We start from the raw sequence: 18,010 nt of genomic DNA on the forward strand, positions 1-18,010 counted from the left end.
GGGGCGAATAAATTCGCCCCGATTAAGGCGGGCGCAGCATGCAGCGCCCCTACCCTGTCTGGGGATGGCGAGTGAGTGGCCTGGCTGCAACTTGAAAGCTACAGGGTATTCTCTGCGAGAGCAGCAAGCATCACCTCATAACTGTGACCGCGGGCGCTATATCCAAAATAATTGGAGTCGTATCAAGGCGGCAAAGGGACTCATTCCGATGAACTTACTAAAGTAAGTGATTCGGGTGAGTGAGTGTAGCCAACACAGATGCAGCTTCAAGTATGAAGGATATATTCTTATGCCCGGCGCTTGGTGGCGGAATCCATCCACACCGCCAGCAGCAAAATGGCCCCCTTGACGATGTACTGCCAGAAAGTCGGCACGTCCAACATGCTCATGCCGTTATCCAGCGAGGCCATGATAAACGCCCCCATCACCGCCCCGGCCACGCTGCCTATGCCTCCGGCCAGGCTGGTGCCGCCAATCACGCAGGCAGCGATGGCGTCCAGCTCGGCAATATTGCCCGCAGAAGGCGAACCGGCGCCCAGCCGCGAACTGAGGATCAGACCGGCAATCGCCACCATCAGACCGTTGATGGCAAACACCGCCAGTTTGGTGCGCTCGACGTTGACGCCCGACAGGCGCGCAGCGTCAATATTGCCGCCGATGGCGTAAATCCGACGGCCAAAGGCGGTGCGGGTGGCCATAAATATCCCCGCCAGCATCAGCGCGGTCAGGATCAGCACCGGCGTAGGCACCCCGCGATAGTCGTTGAGCAAATAGATTGCGCCGAGTACCAGCAGCGCCAAAATGCTCTGCCGGGTTACGTCACCGGTCGGCGTGGCTACCGGCAACCCCAGCTGTACGCGTCGGCTGCGCCGCCGCCATTGCCAGGCCACAAACAGCATCAGCCCCACCGCGCCGATACCGAAACCCAGCCCACCCGGTAAATAGCTCTGACCGATTTGCGACATGGCGCCGCTGGTCGGTGCCACCGTGGTGCCATTGGTGATACCGATCAGGATGCCGCGAAAGGCCAACATCCCCGCCAGAGTGACGATAAACGAAGGGACTTTGCGATAGGCAACCCACCAGCCGTTCCAGGCCCCCAACAGCAGACCGGCCACCAGCGTCACCACGATGGTCAGCGGCAACGGCCAACCGAACCAGACGTCAAAAATCGCCGCCGCGCCGCCCAGCAGCCCCATCATCGAACCGACCGACAGATCGATTTCCGCGGAAACGATCACGAACACCATTCCGACTGCCAAAATGCCGGTGATCGCCGTCTGGCGCAGCAGGTTGGAGATATTACGCGCGCTGAGATAGGCCCCTTCGGTGGTAAAGGTAAAGAACAGCATAATGACGACTATCGCCGCCAACATTACAAACACCTGCAAATTGATGGATTTCAGCTTCACCGTCGTTTTTTTCTCCACCCTTGCCGCTACCAACGCTTCAGACTGCGTGTTTTTCGACATCTGTTTCACTCCTCAAAGCGGCTTCCATCACCTGTTCCTGGGTCAAACCGCGGTTGATCAACGAAGCCTTGATGCGCCCCTGGTGCATCACCAACACCCGATCGCTTAATCCCAGCACTTCCGGCAACTCGGAAGAAACCACGATCACCGCAATCCCCTGCTGTACCAGTTGATTGATTAATTTATAGATTTCTTGTTTTGCACCAATGTCGATGCCGCGCGTCGGCTCATCCAGAATCAGGATTTTCGGCTTCAACAGCAGACACTTGGCCAGAATCGCCTTCTGTTGATTACCCCCGCTCAAGCGGGCGATGGCCAGTTCTGGCGAGGAGGTTTTCACCCTCAGCTGCGCCAGCGACTGGCGGATGGTTGCCTGTTCATGGGCGTCGTCGATCACCGTCAGCATGCCGCTGAAATCACTCAGCGCCGCCAGCGTCATATTGGCCCCGACGCCCATCACGGGGACGATGCCATCACGCTTGCGGTCTTCCGGTACCATGGCTATGCCGTAGCGCATCGCCTGACGGCAGTTGTTGATGGTGGCCGGCTGACCATTGAGGGTAATACTGCCCTGCCAACGACCAGGGTAGACGCCGAACAGGCACTGCATGGTTTCGGTACGCCCTGAGCCGACCAGCCCGGCAACGCCGAGTATTTCGCCGCGCCGCAGGCTGAAAGAGACATCGTCCACTCGGCGAACCTGACGGTTAACCGAATGCCAGGCGGTCAGGTTATCCACCTGCAGGATCACCTCGCCTATCTCATGCTGTTGTTGCGGATACAGCTCGGTCAGCTCTCGCCCCACCATCATGGCGATAATGTCGTCCTCACTCATTTCCGCCGCCGGACCGGTGCCGATGTGCTTGCCATCGCGGATCACGCAGATCAGATCCGAGATCGCCTTCACCTCGTTCAACTTGTGCGAAATGTAGATACAGGCAATACCGTGATCGCGCAGATCCCCGATGATCGCCAGTAGCGTGGCGGTTTCACTTTCCGTCAGCGAAGCCGTAGGTTCATCCAATACCAGTAGCCGAACCTGTTTGTTCAGCGCCTTGGCGATCTCCACCAGTTGCTGCTGCCCCAACCCGAGTTCGCCAATCGGCGTATTGGGATCCACCTCCAGTTTGACCTGCGCCAGCATACGTCGGCAGCGCAGGTACATGGCGTCATAATCCATCACCCCGTAGCGGCGCCATTCATTGCCGAGAAACATGTTTTCCAGCACCGTCATCTGCTTTACCAGCGCCAGCTCCTGGTGAATGATGGCAATACCTTTCTGCTCGGTGTCGCGAATATTTTTCGCCGTCAATAAATCGTCAGAGAAATAAATATCTCCCTGATAACTGCCGTGTGGATATATTCCGCACAGCACTTTCATCAGGGTGGATTTTCCCGAACCGTTCTCACCACACAGCGATAATACCTGGCCAGCTTCCAGTTTCAGGCTGACATTATCCACCGCCTTAACCGCACCGAACTGCATGGTGATATTTTTCATTTCTAATAGGTTGGGCATTATTCCCTCCACATTACCGGCTTTCGGAATTATTGAATGTCGGCTTTTTTGTGGAAACCGTCGGCAATAATAGTGCTGTCGATATTCGCTTTATCCACCGGGATCGGCGTTAATAACCAGGAGGGCACTTCTTTGCTGCCGTTATTTAAGCTGGCGTTGGTTTTCGGCTGTTCGCCCTTGCCCAGCTGCACGGCAATGCCCGCAGCCTCATCGGCCAGTTTGCTGATTGGCTTATAGACCGTCATGGTCTGGGTGCCAGCGACGATACGCTTCACCGCCGCCAGATCGGCGTCCTGGCCGGAAATGGCCACTTTGCCCGCCAGGCCCTGTGCGGCAAGCGCCTGAATTGCGCCACCGGCGGTGGCATCGTTAGAAGCCACCACCGCGTCAATCTTGTTATTGTTGGCGGTCAGCGCATTTTCCATGATTTTCAATGCGTTTTCCGGCAGCCATCCATCAACCCACTGATCGCCCACAACCTTGATTTTCCCGCCGTCGATCAGCGGTTGCAGCACCTTCATCTGTCCCTGGCGGAACAGCTTGGCGTTGTTATCCACCGGCGAGCCGCCCATCAGGAAATAATTGCCCTGCGGTACCCGCTGCACCAGGCTTTGCGCCTGCAATTCGCCGACCTTTTCATTATCAAAGGAGATGTAGAAATCGATGTCCGCGTTATTGATCATGCGGTCGTAAGCCAGGACCTTAATACCTTCCCGTTTGGCTTCGCTGATGACGTTGCTCAGCACCTGGCCGTTATAAGGAATAATCACCAGCACGTCGACGCCGCGGTTGATCATATTTTCGATCTGCGCCATTTGGGTTTCTTCATTGCCGTTAGCGGATTGGACAAACACGTCTGCCCCCAGCGACTTGGCTTTGCTGACGAAGATATCGCGGTCTTTTTGCCAGCGCTCCAGGCGCAGGTCATCGATCGCCATGCCGATTTTGACTTCTTTGCTGAGCGCCGGTTGGCTGGCCAGCGCCAGCAGCGCGCAGACAGAAAGGAACACAGGTTTAAATTTCATCTTATATACCTTTGTTATTTAAAGCATAAGGAAGGTAATTGAAATAGGCCGATTACACAGCTTCGAGCAGATTGTTGTCGCTTATTTATACTTCGGCAATTACTGATTTTTACCGGCCAATTACGATTTTTGGTTTAATGTTATTTTTATGATGGCGGTCATGCTTTCACGCTGTAAAACAGCTCATCGACAAATAAAAATGAAAGAAGCCTTAAATAAAGCACGGTTAAACCCTTATTATGGGATCTGCCGCACATTTAATAATTCTGTGAATTTAAGTGTGAAATAACGTAATTGAGCCGTCTGCCGCAAACTCCGAAGATAAAGCCATCCCGTAACTCGGGCATTGCTACCCAGGAGTCGATAATGCAACCTTATTTTGATCAGCTTGAGCAAGTGCGCTACGAAGGCCCAACCAGCAATAACCCCCTGGCCTTTCATCACTACAATCCGGATGAACTGGTGCTTGGCAAGCGCATGGCGGAACATCTGCGTTTCGCCGCCTGTTACTGGCATACCTTCTGTTGGAACGGCGCGGACATGTTCGGCGTCGGTGCCTTCGATCGTCCCTGGCAGCAGCCGGGCGACGCGCTGGCGCTGGCCAAACGCAAAGCCGACGTGGCGTTCGAGTTCTTCCACAAGCTGAACGTACCTTACTACTGCTTCCATGACGTAGACGTCTCACCGGAAGGTGCCTCGCTGAAAGAGTATCTGCACAACTTTGCGGTAATGACCGACGTGCTGGAAGAAAAGCAGCACAGCAGCGGCGTGAAACTGCTGTGGGGCACCGCCAACTGTTTTACCCATCCGCGTTATGGCGCCGGGGCCGCCACCAACCCGGATCCGGAAATCTTCAGTTGGGCAGCCACCCAGGTATTCACCGCCATGAACGCCACCCAGCGCCTGGGCGGTGAAAACTACGTGCTGTGGGGCGGGCGTGAAGGCTATGAGACCTTGCTCAATACCGATTTGCGCCAGGAACGTGAGCAAATTGGCCGCTTTATGCAGATGGTGGTGGAGCATAAACACAAAACCGGTTTCCAGGGCACCCTGCTGATTGAGCCCAAACCGCAGGAACCGACCAAACATCAGTACGACTACGACGTCGCCACCGTCTATGGTTTCCTTAAGCAGTTCGGCCTGGAAAAAGAGATCAAGGTGAATATCGAAGCCAACCACGCCACGCTGGCAGGCCATTCGTTCCACCATGAAATCGCCACCGCCATTGCGCTGGGCATTTTCGGCTCTGTCGATGCCAACCGGGGTGACCCACAGCTGGGCTGGGATACCGACCAATTCCCGATCAGCGTAGAAGAGAACGCGCTGGTGATGTTCGAAATTCTCAACGCCGGGGGATTCACCACCGGTGGGCTGAACTTCGATGCCAAAGTCCGCCGTCAAAGCACCGACAAGTACGATCTGTTCTATGGCCATATTGGCGCCATGGATACTATGGCACTGGCACTGAAGGTCGCGGCAAAAATGGTGACTGACGGCCAGTTGCATCAGCAGGTAGCGAAACGCTATGCCGGCTGGAATGGTGAATTGGGCCAGCAAATTTTGCAGGGCAAACTGTCGCTCGAAGCCTTGGCGCAGTACGCTGAAGGCCATGCACTGGCGCCGCAGCACGTCAGCGGCCGTCAGGAACAGCTCGAAAACCTGATGAACCGCTATCTGTTCGGCTAACCGATCGCGCGGCACACGCCGCGCCTTTAAGGATCCTCAACCATGTATATCGGCATCGATCTCGGCACTTCCGGCGTAAAAGTTATTTTGCTCAGCGAGCAGGGCCAATTGCTCGCCAGCCACGGTGAATCGCTGCCCATTTCCCGTCCTCATCCCCTATGGTCAGAGCAGGCCCCGCAGGACTGGTGGCACGCCACCGACCGCGCGATGCTGGCGCTGGGCAAACAACACAGCCTGCAGCAGGTAAAAGCCATTGGGCTCAGCGGTCAGATGCACGGTGCCACGCTGTTGGATGCACGTCAGCAGGTGCTGCGCCCGGCGATTTTGTGGAACGACGGCAGAAGCGCCGCACAGTGTCTGGCGCTGGAACAGGCGGTGCCGCAGTCGCGGCAAATCACTGGCAACCTGATGATGCCGGGCTTTACCGCCCCCAAACTGCTGTGGGTACGCCAGCATGAGCCCGAGCTGTTCAAACGTATAGATAAAGTCCTGCTGCCCAAGGATTACCTGCGCTGGTGCCTCACCGGCGAATTCGCCAGCGACATGTCGGACGCCGCAGGAACCGGCTGGCTGAACGTGGCGCGGCGCGACTGGAGCGAGGAGATGCTGGCGGCATGCAGCCTGACTCGCCGCCAGATGCCACAGCTGTTCGAAGGCAATCAGATCACCGGCCAGACCCATATCGAACTGGCCAAACGTTGGGGCATGTCGCCAGTGCCGGTGGTGGCCGGCGGCGGTGATAATGCCGCCGGGGCGATCGGCGTAGGCCTGTATCAGCCGGGGCAGGCGATGTTGTCACTCGGCACCTCCGGCGTTTATTTTGCCGTCAGCGACGGTTTTCTCAGTAACCCGACCAGCGCGGTACACAGTTTCTGCCATGCGTTGCCCGACACCTGGCACCTGATGTCGGTCACGCTCAGTGCCGCATCCTGCCTGGACTGGGTATGCAAACTGACCAACGTCGAGGACGTCGCTACCCTACTGCGCAATGTCGAACAGGCACCGCCGGCGGCAGCGCCGCTGTGGTTCCTGCCCTATCTTTCAGGCGAGCGTACGCCGCACAACAATCCTAACGCCAAAGGCGCATTCTGGGGCCTGACTCACCAGCATGGGCCAACCGACCTGGCGCGCGCCGTGCTGGAAGGGGTTGGTTTCGCCCTGGCTGATGGCATGGACGTACTGCACGCCAGCGGTCTGCAGCCGTCCAGTATCACCCTGATTGGCGGCGGCGCGCGCAGCCCCTTCTGGCGACAAATGCTGGCGGATATCAGCGGTCAGCGGCTGGAATACCGCACCGGCGGCGATGTTGGCCCGGCGCTGGGGGCGGCTCGCTTGGCTCAGATTGCCCTGAACCCGCAGCGCCCACTGGTTGAATTGTTGCCTGAATTGCCGCTGGAACAGGTACATACACCGGATGCCGAGCGCCACCAGCAGTACACCGCGCTGCGCAGCACCTTCCGCGAGCTCTATTCCCGTCTGTTACCGTTGATATAAAACCGAAAGGGGGCCAAACAGCGCCCCCTTATTATTGCCAAATCGAATAGTCGCCAGTGGCAAATGTCACTGCCAACCCACGCGCTCCTCTCCTAAATTGGTGGCTGTCTTTTGACGCACCTCACCTCTGGATTAAGGAATTGAACGTGGAAAAAAACCAACAACAAAGCCGCAGAGCTTTCCTCAGCCAAACCGGCAAAATCACCACTGCCTGCGCAGTCATTGGCCTGACGGGGGGCGTGGCGCAAGCCGCCGCGCCAGCGAGCAGCGCATGTATACCAGAGAGCACACCTATGACCCTGACCGACAGCCACTACTGGCTGAGCGACGTTCGACTGGAAGACGGTTTTGAGTACGATGGCGAGACGGTGATCGGCACCCGCACCGCGCTGTATCAGCTTGAAATCAAAGACGGAAAAATTGCCGCAGTTCACCCGAAAGAGGCAACGCCTCCCGCCGGCGTAGCGCGCTATCAGGCGCAGGGCCAACTGCTGTTGCCGGCGTTTCGCGACATGCATATCCATCTGGATAAAACCTTCTACAGCGGCCCATGGCAGGCACCGCGCCCACGTCAGGGCAAAACCATCATGGACATGATCGCGCTCGAACAGACCTTGATCCCCAAGCTGTTGCCCACCTCGCAGCAGCGTGCGGAAAACCTGATCGCCTTGCTGCAATCGAAAGGCAGCACCGTGGCACGCAGCCACTGCAATATCGATCCGGTCAGCGGGCTGAAAAGCCTGGAACACCTGCAACGTGCGCTGGAAAACCACCGGGCGGACTTCAGCTGTGAAATCGTCGCCTTCCCGCAGCATGGCCTGCTGCATTCCAAAGTCGACGGCTTGATGCGCGAGGCCATGCAGATGGGGGTGCAATACGTCGGCGGACTGGATCCGACCAACGTTGACGGCGCCATGGAGAAGTCGCTGGATGCGATGTTCCAGATTGCACTCGACACCGGCAAAGGCGTCGATATCCACCTGCATGAAACCAGCCCCGCCGGCGTAGCGGCAATCAACTACATGATCGCCACCGTAGAAAAGAACCCGGCGCTGCGCGGTAAAGTCACCATCAGCCATGCGTTTGCCCTAACCGTGCTGAACCCGAGTGAACTGGAGGAAACCGCTAGCCGGCTGGCGGCGCAGCAAATCACCATCGCCTCTACGGTGCCGATTGGCGGGCTGATGATGCCGCTGCCGCAGCTCAGTGAAAAAGGGGTATTTGTGATGACCGGAACCGACAGCGTGATAGATCATTGGTCACCGTTCGGCAGCGGAGACATTCTGGAAAAAGCCAACCTTTACGCCCAACTTTACCGCGGCTCCGACGAATTCCACCTCTCCCGTGCGATGGCAATCTCGACCGGTGGCGTGCTGCCGCTTAACGACAAAGGCCAACGCGTCTGGCCGCAGGCCGGGGACAACGCAGAGTTTGTACTGGTCAACGCCAGTTGCTCCGCCGAGGCGGTGGCACGCCTGCCGGCGCGCACGGCCACTTTCCATCAGGGGCGGCTGGTCGCTGGCCAGGTCGGCAAAGTCTGATGCTGGTCCGTTGATGTCACCATGATGGCCGTTTTTGGCCTTCTGCCAGACAAAGTAACGGCGCAGTATGGCGTCATACCCATTGGCGGAGGGCCGAAAATGTCACAGAGCGCGTTATTGATCATCGATGTTCAACAATCATTCCAGCATCGCCCATTCTGGCAGGAAGAAGATCTGCCCGCTTTCCAGCAGGCACTGACATGGCTGATCGAAGGCTGTCACCGGCAGGGCGTAGCCCTGGTTGATGTTTTCCACGTATCACCGGAGGGGCCGTTTTCGCTGGCATCCGGCTGGGTAAAACCGCTGCCGTTCCTCAACCATCAGGCAGACGTCACCGTTCATAAACAGGTGCACAATGCACTGACCGAATCCGGTCTGGACGCCTGGCTGCGCCAACGGGATATCGATCACTTGATTATCTCCGGCATCCGCACCGAACAGTGCTGCGAAACCACCACCCGGGTGGCGTCCGATCTCGGTTATCGGGTGACTTTCGTCACCGAGGCCACGATGACTTTCCCGATGCAGCATCCCAGTGGAGAAGTCTTTACCACCGAACAGCTCAAGCGGCATACTGAGACGGTGCTGGTCGACCGCTTCGCCCAGCTCGCCAGCGTGGATGAAGTGCTGGCGCAACTCTCACAGGAGTAATCATGCCGCAGGCCGTCTATTTTTTGATGTTGCCCAACGCGCTGTCGCTGGACGTCAGCGGCCCGGCCGAAACCCTGCGTTTGGCCGGGGCATTCAGCCTGCGCTACATCAGCCCACTGCCGCAGATCACCTGCTCGATTGGCATGACGTTGAGCCAGCTGCAGCCGCTGCCCACCCGACTGGAAGACGGCGCTATTGTGGTGGTGCCCGGCGCACGCGATTCACGCAGCGATTTTGACCATCAGGCGGCCGAACAGGCCCGCCACTGGCTGGCGGCGCTGCAACCCGATTTGCAGCAGCAGCGCATCACGCTGGTCTGTATCTGCTCCGGCGCCCTGCTGGCGGCGCAGGCCGGGCTACTCGACGGCTATCAGTGCACCACCCACCATGATGTGATCGAACGCATGCGTCAGCAGGCCCCGGCCGCGCAGGTGAAAGAGAACCGTATCTTTGTTGAAGACCGCAACCTGTACACCAGCGCCGGCATTACCGCCGGTATCGATCTGGCGCTGCATTTGATTAACCGCCAATGCGGTGCAATACGGGCAATGGAGATTGCCCGCGAAATGGTGGTGTATTTTCGCCGTTCCGGCGATGATCCGCAGCTCTCCCCCTGGCTGCGTTACCGCAACCATCTGCACCCGGCGGTGCACCGTGCCCAAGACGTGATGGCCGCCGAACCCGAGGCCGAATGGTCGGTGCCGCAGGTGGCGGAAAAGGCCCATGTCAGCAGCCGCCATCTGGCCAGGCTGTTCCGTAGCCATGTCGGCATCAGCGTGCGCGAATACCATGAACAGCTGCGGCTGGCGGTGGCGCAGCAGCGGCTGCAACAGGGCTATGGGCTGGAAAAGGCGGCGCTGGCGGCGGGGTTTTCCTCCGGTCGTCAACTGCGGCGTGCCCAGCAGCGCGGCTCGACCGCGTTATGACACCAGCCGCCGAGAGTCTATTTTCTGCAATCCCATCGACAACAACAGGCTGAGCGCCAACGCCACGCCGAATACCCAGAAGATATCCAGTAACGGATGGGCGGTCAGCGTCAGGTGACGGCTGCGCATAAAATTGACGATAATGGCGTGAAAACCGTAGATTGCCAGCGAATGTCGGGAAAAAACGCCCAACCAGCCAATAGGCTCGGACAGACAATTTTTAAACCATACCACCAGGGATACCGCCGCGATAAACACCAACGGCCCACAGTAGATGTAATAAGTATCGGCAAAGTTACCGTTGATGAACATCTGGCTTTTGGTGCCCTGAACGATCAACGCCACGCTAGCCACAAACCCCAATATCGCCAGCCAACTGATACCTCGCCCCTGGGTGTCCATCATGCCAATCGCCCGGCCGGCCAACGCGTACAGCAGGTAGTAAAAGGTGTCCCCATAGATATACAGATTGACCGGCAGCAGGTGAGCGTTACCTAGGGTCAGCGAGCTGGTATTGGGATTGGCGACCACCGCCAGGATCACCAACACGCTGGCCAGATAGCGGCGTGATACCGGCTTGACGTTGATCAGCGGCGACAGCAGATAAATCACCGCGATCGCATAGAAGAACCACAGATGGTAGAACACCGGCTTTAACAATATGCCGCGCAGCGACGGCCAGAAACCGATTTTGGTAAACGCCGCGATATAAATCAGCGCGACCGCGCTGTAAAACGCAATACAGCAGCCAATGCGGATGAAATGCTTTTTACCGGCGCTTTTCTCGCCGAAAAACAGGTAGCCGGAAATCATGAAAAACAGGGGTACTGAAACGCGCGACAGTGAGTTCAGTACGTTAGCGATGTCCCAGTTATGTTCGCCCACCGCCACCCCGCTGGTGACGTAGTAGGTGGTGGCGTGGATCATCACCACCATCATGCACGCTACGGCGCGCAAGTTATCTATCCAGCCAATTTTATTGCTCAAAACATCGCCCGCAATATTGTCATCTTGATTTGTTAAAATAAGGTTATAGAGCGAAAGTGTGGGTGGCAACCCTGACGGCGAATATCAGAATGTGCTGAAACAACACCTTATCGTTGCTAAGGTGAACAATTGGCGGCAAAATAGCCGCCACAACTCGCTCAGATTGCGCTTCCCGCCCTGGCAGTTCCTTATTTCTTCTTTACTTTCAGTACGATAAATATGAAAACTACTTTACCACCTGCGGCTCGCTTGGGTCGACAGGCGCTTTTATTCCCGCTTTGTCTGGTGCTGTTCGAATTTGCCACCTATATCGGCAACGATATGATCCAACCTGGCATGTTGGCGGTAGTGGCCGATTTCAACGCTGGTGAAGAGTGGGTGCCAACCTCAATGACCGCCTATCTGGCCGGCGGTATTTTCCTGCAATGGCTGCTGGGGCCGTTGTCGGATCGGCGCGGGCGTCGCCCGGTCATGCTGGCCGGCGTGGCGTTTTTTATCGTCGCCTGTCTGGCTATTTTGCTGGTGACCAGCATCGAACAGTTTATCTTTATGCGTTTCCTGCAGGGGATTGGCCTGTGCTTTATCGGCGCAGTGGGTTACGCCACCATCCAGGAGTCGTTTGAAGAGTCGGTGTGCATCAAAATCACCGCGCTGATGGCCAACGTGGCGCTGATTGCCCCGCTGCTGGGGCCGTTGGCCGGTGCCGCGCTGATCCACGTCGCGCCGTGGCAGAGCATGTTCGTACTGTTCGCCGCACTGGCTGCGTTTGCCTTTTACGGCCTGTGGAAAGCCATGCCTGAGACGGCTTCGCTGCAGGGTGAGAAATTCTCGGCCGCCAACCTGTGGCGCGACTATCGTCAGGTATTGTCCAACCGCCGCTTTATCTGCGGCACGCTGGCCATCGGTTTCGCCAGCCTGCCGCTGCTGGCCTGGATTGCCCAATCACCGGTGATCCTGATCAGCGGCGAGTCGCTGTCGACGCTGGATTACGGTCTGCTGCAAATTCCGGTGTTCGGTGCGCTGATCCTCGGCAACCTGACGCTGGCACGTCTCACCGGCAAGAACAGCGTACCGCGCCTGATCAAGCTGGGTGCCGGGCCGATGATGCTGGGTTTGCTGATCGCGGCGCTGGCGACGATATTCTCCAGCCATGCCTATCTGTGGATGACTGCGGGTCTCAGCCTGTACGCTTTCGGCATCGGGCTGGCCAACGCCGGGCTGTATCGTTTGACGCTGTTCTCAAGCAACGTCAGCAAAGGCACGGTCTCCGCCACCATGGGCATGTTGAGCATGATGGTGTTCACCGTCGGTATCGAGCTGGCAAAAGTGGCTTACGTGTGGGGCGGCAGCGGGCTGTTCAATCTGTTCAACCTGCTCAGTGGCCTGTGCTGGCTGGCACTGGTGGCGCTGTTCCTCAGCAAGCGCCGCAGCGGCGATGCAACGCCGACGCCTAACGCTGCGTTATAACAAGCGCCGAGCTAACGACACGGGAAGAGAGGATATCTCTTTCCGTGTTTCAAGATTTACACTGGATTTAACTCTATCAGTCAGATGAATCAGTTCTCAAACTTATAGCCCATGCCAGTACCGCCTCATGGCTGATAAAATTCATCTGTTCAACGTCACTAAGTGCCTCTAGCGTCAAGCACCTCTGTTCTTTCTCTCGCACAAACCCGGCATACTTTTCATCATCTTTCTTATGGGCAGTGGTGATAAACCTTCAGTATTCATCCTGATGACCTCGCGACTTAATCAGAATACGCGGCTATACCCAAAATAATTGGAGTTGCATCACAACAAAGCCACGGCTTTGTTGAACAGCGCTTGCGCTGGCCCCAACGGGGCGAGGTTTTGTCGAGTAACGCGGCAGGAGCATGAGTCCCCAGGAGCTTACTCAAGTAAGTGACTGGGGTGAGTGCTGGCAGCCAACGCAGAGGCAGCTTCAGGTATGACGGGTATAGAGTCCGCTGTCGCGCAGCAGGTGTTGGTTACCCTTGCGGCGGGTAAATCCGCTGCGGTCGAAAAATTCCAGCACCTGAATGGCCAGTTTACGCCCCACGCCGAGCCGGTCACGAAAATCGGCGGCGTTGGCACTGCCCTGCGTTTCATCCAGTTCACGGATCAACGCGGCGAATTGTTCTATCCGTTGGCTTAGATAGTAACGATCCACCACCACTGCCGTGACATGGCCCAACTGAGCGGCTTTACGCAGCGTGGTCCGCACCCATGCCTCGTCCTCGCCCAATTCGGCAGCCAGATCGCGCACCCACCAGGCTTCGTCGCCGAACAGCGGTTCAATACGGGCCCACAGGATTTGCTCTTCGGCGCTGAACGCCAAACCGTGCTCCGGCAGGTGCAGCCACCCACGCGTATTGCTAAGCAAACCGGCAGCCAGCAGCCGATCGATCATCATAAATGCCAGCGCCTCAGACAGTTGCGGCACGGCCATGCGCCGCAGGCGAGCACGCCCCAGGCCGAGCTGATCGGCATGCTGCTGGTGATACTCGGCCAACACCTGCAGCAGACGCTGCTGATCCAGCTGTGCATTATCCTGCGCCAACGCCCTATCACCGGCAATCAGCAATTCATGACTCGCCAACAACTTCGCCAGCGGTTTCTCGGTCAGTTGTCGTGCCCAGGCAAAGGCCGCCAGATCCAGCGCGCCCTTGGGCAAATGCAGCGCCAGCACCTGACAGTCATCGTCGGCCTGTGCCAGCGCCGCCAGCCAGGCCAAATACTCGGGTTGGCGCTTACCCCGTTTGGGCGTCGTCAAGCTCAGCACCCTTGCGCCGCCCAGGGTTTGGCGTGCGCCAATATCGCGCAGCACCAGCCGATCGTTTTCGGCCAGCCATAGCGGACGGTCAAGGATCAGTTCCGCCAGCCCATCACTGAGCAACGAAACTCGTCCGGTAATATGGCTGGCGGCATGATGTAAATGCAGCGGCTGCCAGTGCTTTATCGGCAAATCCTTATCTAACGCCACCAGAATTCGTTCGGCGGCGATCGGAGGCTTTTGCGCCAGCAACCAATCGCCGCGTGCGACCTGATCTTTGCTGACGTCACCGCTAATATTCAACGCAATACGCTGTCCAGCCTGCGCCTGCTCAGCCGGTTGGTTTTGCGCGTGCAAACCGCGAATCCGCACCGGCGCGTCGGCGCCGGTCAGCCACAGCGTGTCGCCTACCGCCACCTGGCCACCCAGTGCGGTACCGGTCACTACCAAACCAGCGCCTTTCACGCTGAACGCGCGATCCACCGCCAGGCGGAAGCGGCGCGTTACCGCATGTTCGTCAGGCCGCAACGCCAGCAAATGCGCGCGCAGTGCGTCGATTCCCTGCGACTGCGGCGCGGCGGTGACAAACACCGGTGCCTGTTGCCACCCCTGGCGCGTCAGCTCCTCGTCAAGCTGCTGTCGAACCTCTTCGACACGCGCTTCATCCACCCGATCGGCTTTGGTCAAGGCCACCGTCAGCGCCGGACGCCCGCTCAATCGCAGTATCGCCAGGTGCTCGCGCGTTTGCGCCATCACGCCATCATCGCAGGCCACCACCAGCAAGGCATGGTCGATGCCACCAACGCCCGCCAGCATATTGGCGAGGAATTTCTCGTGTCCCGGCACGTCGATAAAGCCCAACACCCGGCCATCGGGCTGCGGCCAGTAGGCATAACCCAGATCTATGGTCATGCCACGGCGTTTTTCTTCCGGCAGGCGATCCGCATTGATCCCGGAGATCGCTTGCAGCAGGGTGGTTTTGCCATGATCGACATGGCCGGCGGTAGCAATAATCATTCTCTCAGGGCCTCAATCAGCGCGTCTTCCTGCTCCAGACAGCGCAGATCGAGCCACAGCCTGCCGTCGTTAATTCGGCCGATCACCGGCTGCGGCAGCCGACGCCAGCGTTCTGCCAACGCTTCCAACGTTGCGCCACGGCCATCGCGCGGCGCAAAGGTCAGCGCATAGCTGGGCAGCCGATCGACCGGCAACGAACCGCTGCCAATCTGCGACCAGCAGGGTTCGGCACGCAGTTGGAAATACCCGGCAAACTGCGGCGCCAGCACCTGCAACAGACGTTCGGCAGAACCCTGCATCGCCCGCTGCGGACGGGTCAATAGCCGTAGCGTCGGCAGCTGTTGTGCCAACAGTTCGGGCTGTTGATAGAGTCGTAAAGTCGCTTCCAGCGCCGCCAGCGTCAGTTTGCCAACGCGTAGCGCACGCTTCAGAGGGTGTTGCTGCAGCTTGGCGATCAGCGCCTTTTTGCCGACGATGATGCCGGCCTGCGGGCCGCCGAGCAGCTTGTCGCCGGAGAACGTCACCAAATCGACTCCGGCGGCGAGCAACCGCTGCGGCATGGGTTCCGCCGGCAGACCGTATTGCGCCATATCAATCAATGAGCCGCTGCCCAGATCGGTGGCGGTCGGCAGGCCATGCTCTGCGCCGAGCTGCGCCAGTTCGGCTTCTTCCACCGCGGCGGTAAAGCCCTGGATGCTGTAATTGCTGGTATGCACCTTCATCAGCAGCCCGGTCTGTTCGTTAATCGCGCTGCGGTAATCTTTCAGGTGGGTGCGGTTGGTCGTGCCGACCTCGACCAGTTGGCAACCGGCCTGGCGCATCACGTCAGGGATGCGGAACGCACCGCCAATTTCCACCAGTTCGCCACGCGATACCACCACCTGCTTGCCGGGGGCGATCGCCGCCAGCATCAGCAGCACCGCAGCCGCATTGTTGTTGACGATGCAGGCGTCTTCCGCGCCGGTCAATTGGCATAATAAATCCGCCACCGCACGATCGCGGTGACCACGACCGGCACCGTCCAGATCGTATTCCAGCGTTACCGCCGCGCCCATGGAACTCGTCACCGCCTCTATCACCGGCTGCGCCAGCAGAGCCCGGCCAAGGTTGGTGTGCAGCACGGTGCCGCTGAGGTTGAATACCGGGGCCAAAGCCGGACGCTGCCATTGCTCCAGCCCCGCGCTGAGCGCCTGTGCCCAGTCACCGCACCAGTCGGGTAACCTTTGGTGGTGTTTAATGGTTTCACGCGCCTGCAGTTGCAATTGACGCAGTAACTCGCCAATCAGCGTTTGTCCGTGCTGCGTAACCAGCGGTTCGATAGCGGGATCGCGCAACAGGCGATCGATGGCGGGTAACTGGCTGTAAAGAAGCTGGGATTCAGTGCTCATGGTCGCTCGGTTTCAGTGTAGAGGTCTCGCATCAAATAAAACCCCGCCGCAGCGGGGTGAGGGAAATCAGGGGGGCAAGGTGCGGGCAAAGCTTTCACGGGCAAACAGCCGCTCGGCCAGTTTGATCAGCGCCGGTCGCTCGACGCACCAGTTGGGCATGATGCGGCGGAAATTCAGGTAGCCCAGCGCACAACCGGTAGCAATATCCGCCAGCGTCAGCGCTTCGGCATTGAGCAACGTTTTTTCCTGCGCCAGTTTTTCCAGCGCATCCAGCCCGTGCGTCAGCTTGTCTCGCTGGCGCAAGATCCAGTTTTCGTCCTGTTTTTCCGACGCCCGTTTGCTCTCGCGAAACAACGTGGCGGCAGCCTCCGTCACGCCATCGGCCAAGGCTTCCACCTGGCGTATGCGCAACGCGGCGGCGCGTTCGACAGGCAAAAACGCCGGGGCCACGGACAACATTTCGAGGTATTCGGCAATCACCCGCGAGTCGTAAAATACGGCGCCATCATCGGCCACCAGCACCGGCACTTTGGCCAAGGGGTTCAGCTCAACCACCCGGCTGCCCGGTTCATACGGCGGATCGTTAACGAATTCGAACGCCATCCCCTTTTCCAGCAGCATCACGGAAATCTTGCGGACAAAAGGGCTGGTGTAACTGCCAATAAGCTTCATCAGTCTTCCCCTCGCTTGCAAACCACAACGTTGTTATTGCACCGCCAGCGTGTCGATAATCTTCTGGACCAGCGCCTGGTGCGCCTCCGGCGTTTTGGCCGGCGACAGCATTTGCAACGTCACCACCCGCTTGTTGAACACCGTCAACATGATGGTAGACACTACCTTCTGCCCGCTGACGCTCTGCTCGGTATCCAGCCGATGGAACTTCTGCTTGCCGACGGTGAAATTCTCCTCTTTGGTGGTCCGAATATTTTGATAGCGATCGGCCAGTTCGGTGAGCATGCTCTGCGTCAGGTCCTTGAGCATTTTATCGCTGCCGTTGAGCTTCATGCCATCAGGCGGGATCACTTCGGAAGAGACGGTGCTCTGGCGTGATTTCCCGTCGAGGAAGCGCTGAATGGTGGACTGGCTGTCGTTGACGATGCCGCTGTTCTCAGTCTGATCGCTAAAGCCCGGCGGCAATTCAAAGGTGATCTTGCCCTTTTGCATCGAGACTTTCAGCCCCGGGGGCGTCGCTGGCGGAGTTTCGACCGCCGGCGGTGGCGGTGCAGGCTGCGTGACGGTCGGTTTGGGATCCGGCTTCGGTATCTCCGGCTTGGTATCGTCCTTGTTGTCACAGGCTGCCAGCCCTGCCGCTAAAACAGCAACCGCAGTGAATTTCGCAATGGTCTTCAACATCGTCTGTCCCTTTTCCTTTCGCTTCGCGCGTCATTGCGTAAACGTAGCAACTCGCCCGGGCGAATGCCAGAATCCCCGTCCGAAATTAATGGTATTTACGGCCTTAAAGGCGTAGCGGGCAAGGACAGTTTGAGTGCGGACAGCGCGCAGGCCCCGGAGCGTACACGCAGTACGTGAG

The 18,010-nt window shown here is 58.2% G+C and carries 14 protein-coding genes; 6 read left to right on the forward strand and 8 right to left on the reverse strand.

All coding sequences use genetic code 11. From position 1 onward, the window contains the following. Positions 1–287 precede the first annotated feature (287 nt). From xylH to xylF, 3 genes are read right to left on the reverse strand one after another with little or no spacing between them, the layout of a single operon-like run. Positions 288–1,472, reverse strand: coding sequence for a xylose ABC transporter permease XylH (xylH, locus tag M2407_RS23220; RefSeq protein WP_020824694.1), 1,185 nt, complete (start codon positions 1,470–1,472; stop codon positions 288–290). Beyond that, entirely contained in the window at positions 1,450–2,991 is a 1,542-nt protein-coding gene (locus tag M2407_RS23225; RefSeq protein WP_128864806.1) for a xylose ABC transporter ATP-binding protein, read from the reverse strand. The genes xylH and M2407_RS23225 overlap by 23 nt, the downstream gene beginning before the upstream one ends. 29 nt (positions 2,992–3,020) lie before the next feature. Then, positions 3,021–4,016, reverse strand: coding sequence for a D-xylose ABC transporter substrate-binding protein (gene xylF, locus M2407_RS23230; RefSeq protein WP_128864805.1), 996 nt, complete (start codon positions 4,014–4,016; stop codon positions 3,021–3,023). Positions 4,017–4,382: 366 nt separating this feature from the next. Here xylF and xylA point away from each other — a divergent pair, with 366 nt between their 5' ends. The 5 genes from xylA (at position 4,383) to M2407_RS23255 (ending at position 10,314) form a co-directional block, all read left to right on the forward strand. Then, positions 4,383–5,702, forward strand: coding sequence for a xylose isomerase (gene xylA / locus M2407_RS23235; RefSeq protein ID WP_115057926.1), 1,320 nt, complete (start codon positions 4,383–4,385; stop codon positions 5,700–5,702). 42 nt (positions 5,703–5,744) lie between these two features. Further along, entirely contained in the window at positions 5,745–7,196 is a 1,452-nt protein-coding gene (gene xylB, locus M2407_RS23240) for a xylulokinase (RefSeq protein ID WP_259220022.1), read from the forward strand. A gap of 146 nt (positions 7,197–7,342) precedes the next feature. Continuing rightward, complete coding sequence (locus tag M2407_RS23245; RefSeq protein ID WP_259220023.1) at positions 7,343–8,737, forward strand: amidohydrolase family protein; 1,395 nt, start codon at positions 7,343–7,345, stop codon at positions 8,735–8,737. 99 nt (positions 8,738–8,836) lie between these two features. Next, entirely contained in the window at positions 8,837–9,388 is a 552-nt protein-coding gene (locus tag M2407_RS23250) for a cysteine hydrolase family protein (protein WP_259220024.1), read from the forward strand. Positions 9,389–9,390: 2 nt separating this feature from the next. After that, the gene (locus M2407_RS23255; RefSeq protein ID WP_128864802.1) at positions 9,391–10,314 is read left to right on the forward strand and encodes a GlxA family transcriptional regulator; all 924 of its coding nucleotides are present in this window, start codon (positions 9,391–9,393) and stop codon (positions 10,312–10,314) included. Here M2407_RS23255 and M2407_RS23260 read toward each other — a convergent pair. After that, complete coding sequence (locus M2407_RS23260) at positions 10,309–11,301, reverse strand: acyltransferase (RefSeq protein WP_259220025.1); 993 nt, start codon at positions 11,299–11,301, stop codon at positions 10,309–10,311. The two genes, M2407_RS23255 and M2407_RS23260, sit on opposite strands and share 6 nt — an antisense overlap. A gap of 219 nt (positions 11,302–11,520) precedes the next feature. On the opposite strand from M2407_RS23260, the gene M2407_RS23265 reads away from it, so the two are divergent. Continuing rightward, the gene (locus M2407_RS23265; RefSeq protein WP_259220026.1) at positions 11,521–12,768 is read left to right on the forward strand and encodes an MFS transporter; all 1,248 of its coding nucleotides are present in this window, start codon (positions 11,521–11,523) and stop codon (positions 12,766–12,768) included. 475 nt (positions 12,769–13,243) lie between these two features. Here M2407_RS23265 and selB read toward each other — a convergent pair whose 3' ends face one another. From selB to M2407_RS23285, 4 genes are all read right to left on the reverse strand, one after another. After that, positions 13,244–15,091 carry a selenocysteine-specific translation elongation factor gene (gene selB / locus M2407_RS23270; RefSeq protein ID WP_259220027.1) on the reverse strand — a complete coding sequence of 616 codons (1,848 nt, stop codon included), beginning with the start codon at positions 15,089–15,091 and terminating at the stop codon, positions 13,244–13,246. Further along, positions 15,088–16,479 carry an L-seryl-tRNA(Sec) selenium transferase gene (selA, locus tag M2407_RS23275; protein WP_259220028.1) on the reverse strand — a complete coding sequence of 464 codons (1,392 nt, stop codon included), beginning with the start codon at positions 16,477–16,479 and terminating at the stop codon, positions 15,088–15,090. Before selA ends, selB begins: the two co-directional genes overlap by 4 nt. 66 nt (positions 16,480–16,545) lie before the next feature. Further along, entirely contained in the window at positions 16,546–17,151 is a 606-nt protein-coding gene (locus M2407_RS23280; protein WP_116691495.1) for a glutathione S-transferase, read from the reverse strand. A gap of 33 nt (positions 17,152–17,184) precedes the next feature. After that, positions 17,185–17,832 (reverse strand): DcrB-related protein, encoded by a 648-nt coding sequence (locus M2407_RS23285; protein ID WP_020824682.1) that lies wholly within the window; start codon positions 17,830–17,832, stop codon positions 17,185–17,187. Between the last annotated feature and the right edge of the window lie 178 nt (positions 17,833–18,010).

The organism is Serratia sp. BIGb0234, assembly GCF_024809915.1.
Lineage (GTDB): Bacteria > Pseudomonadota > Gammaproteobacteria > Enterobacterales > Enterobacteriaceae > Serratia > Serratia liquefaciens.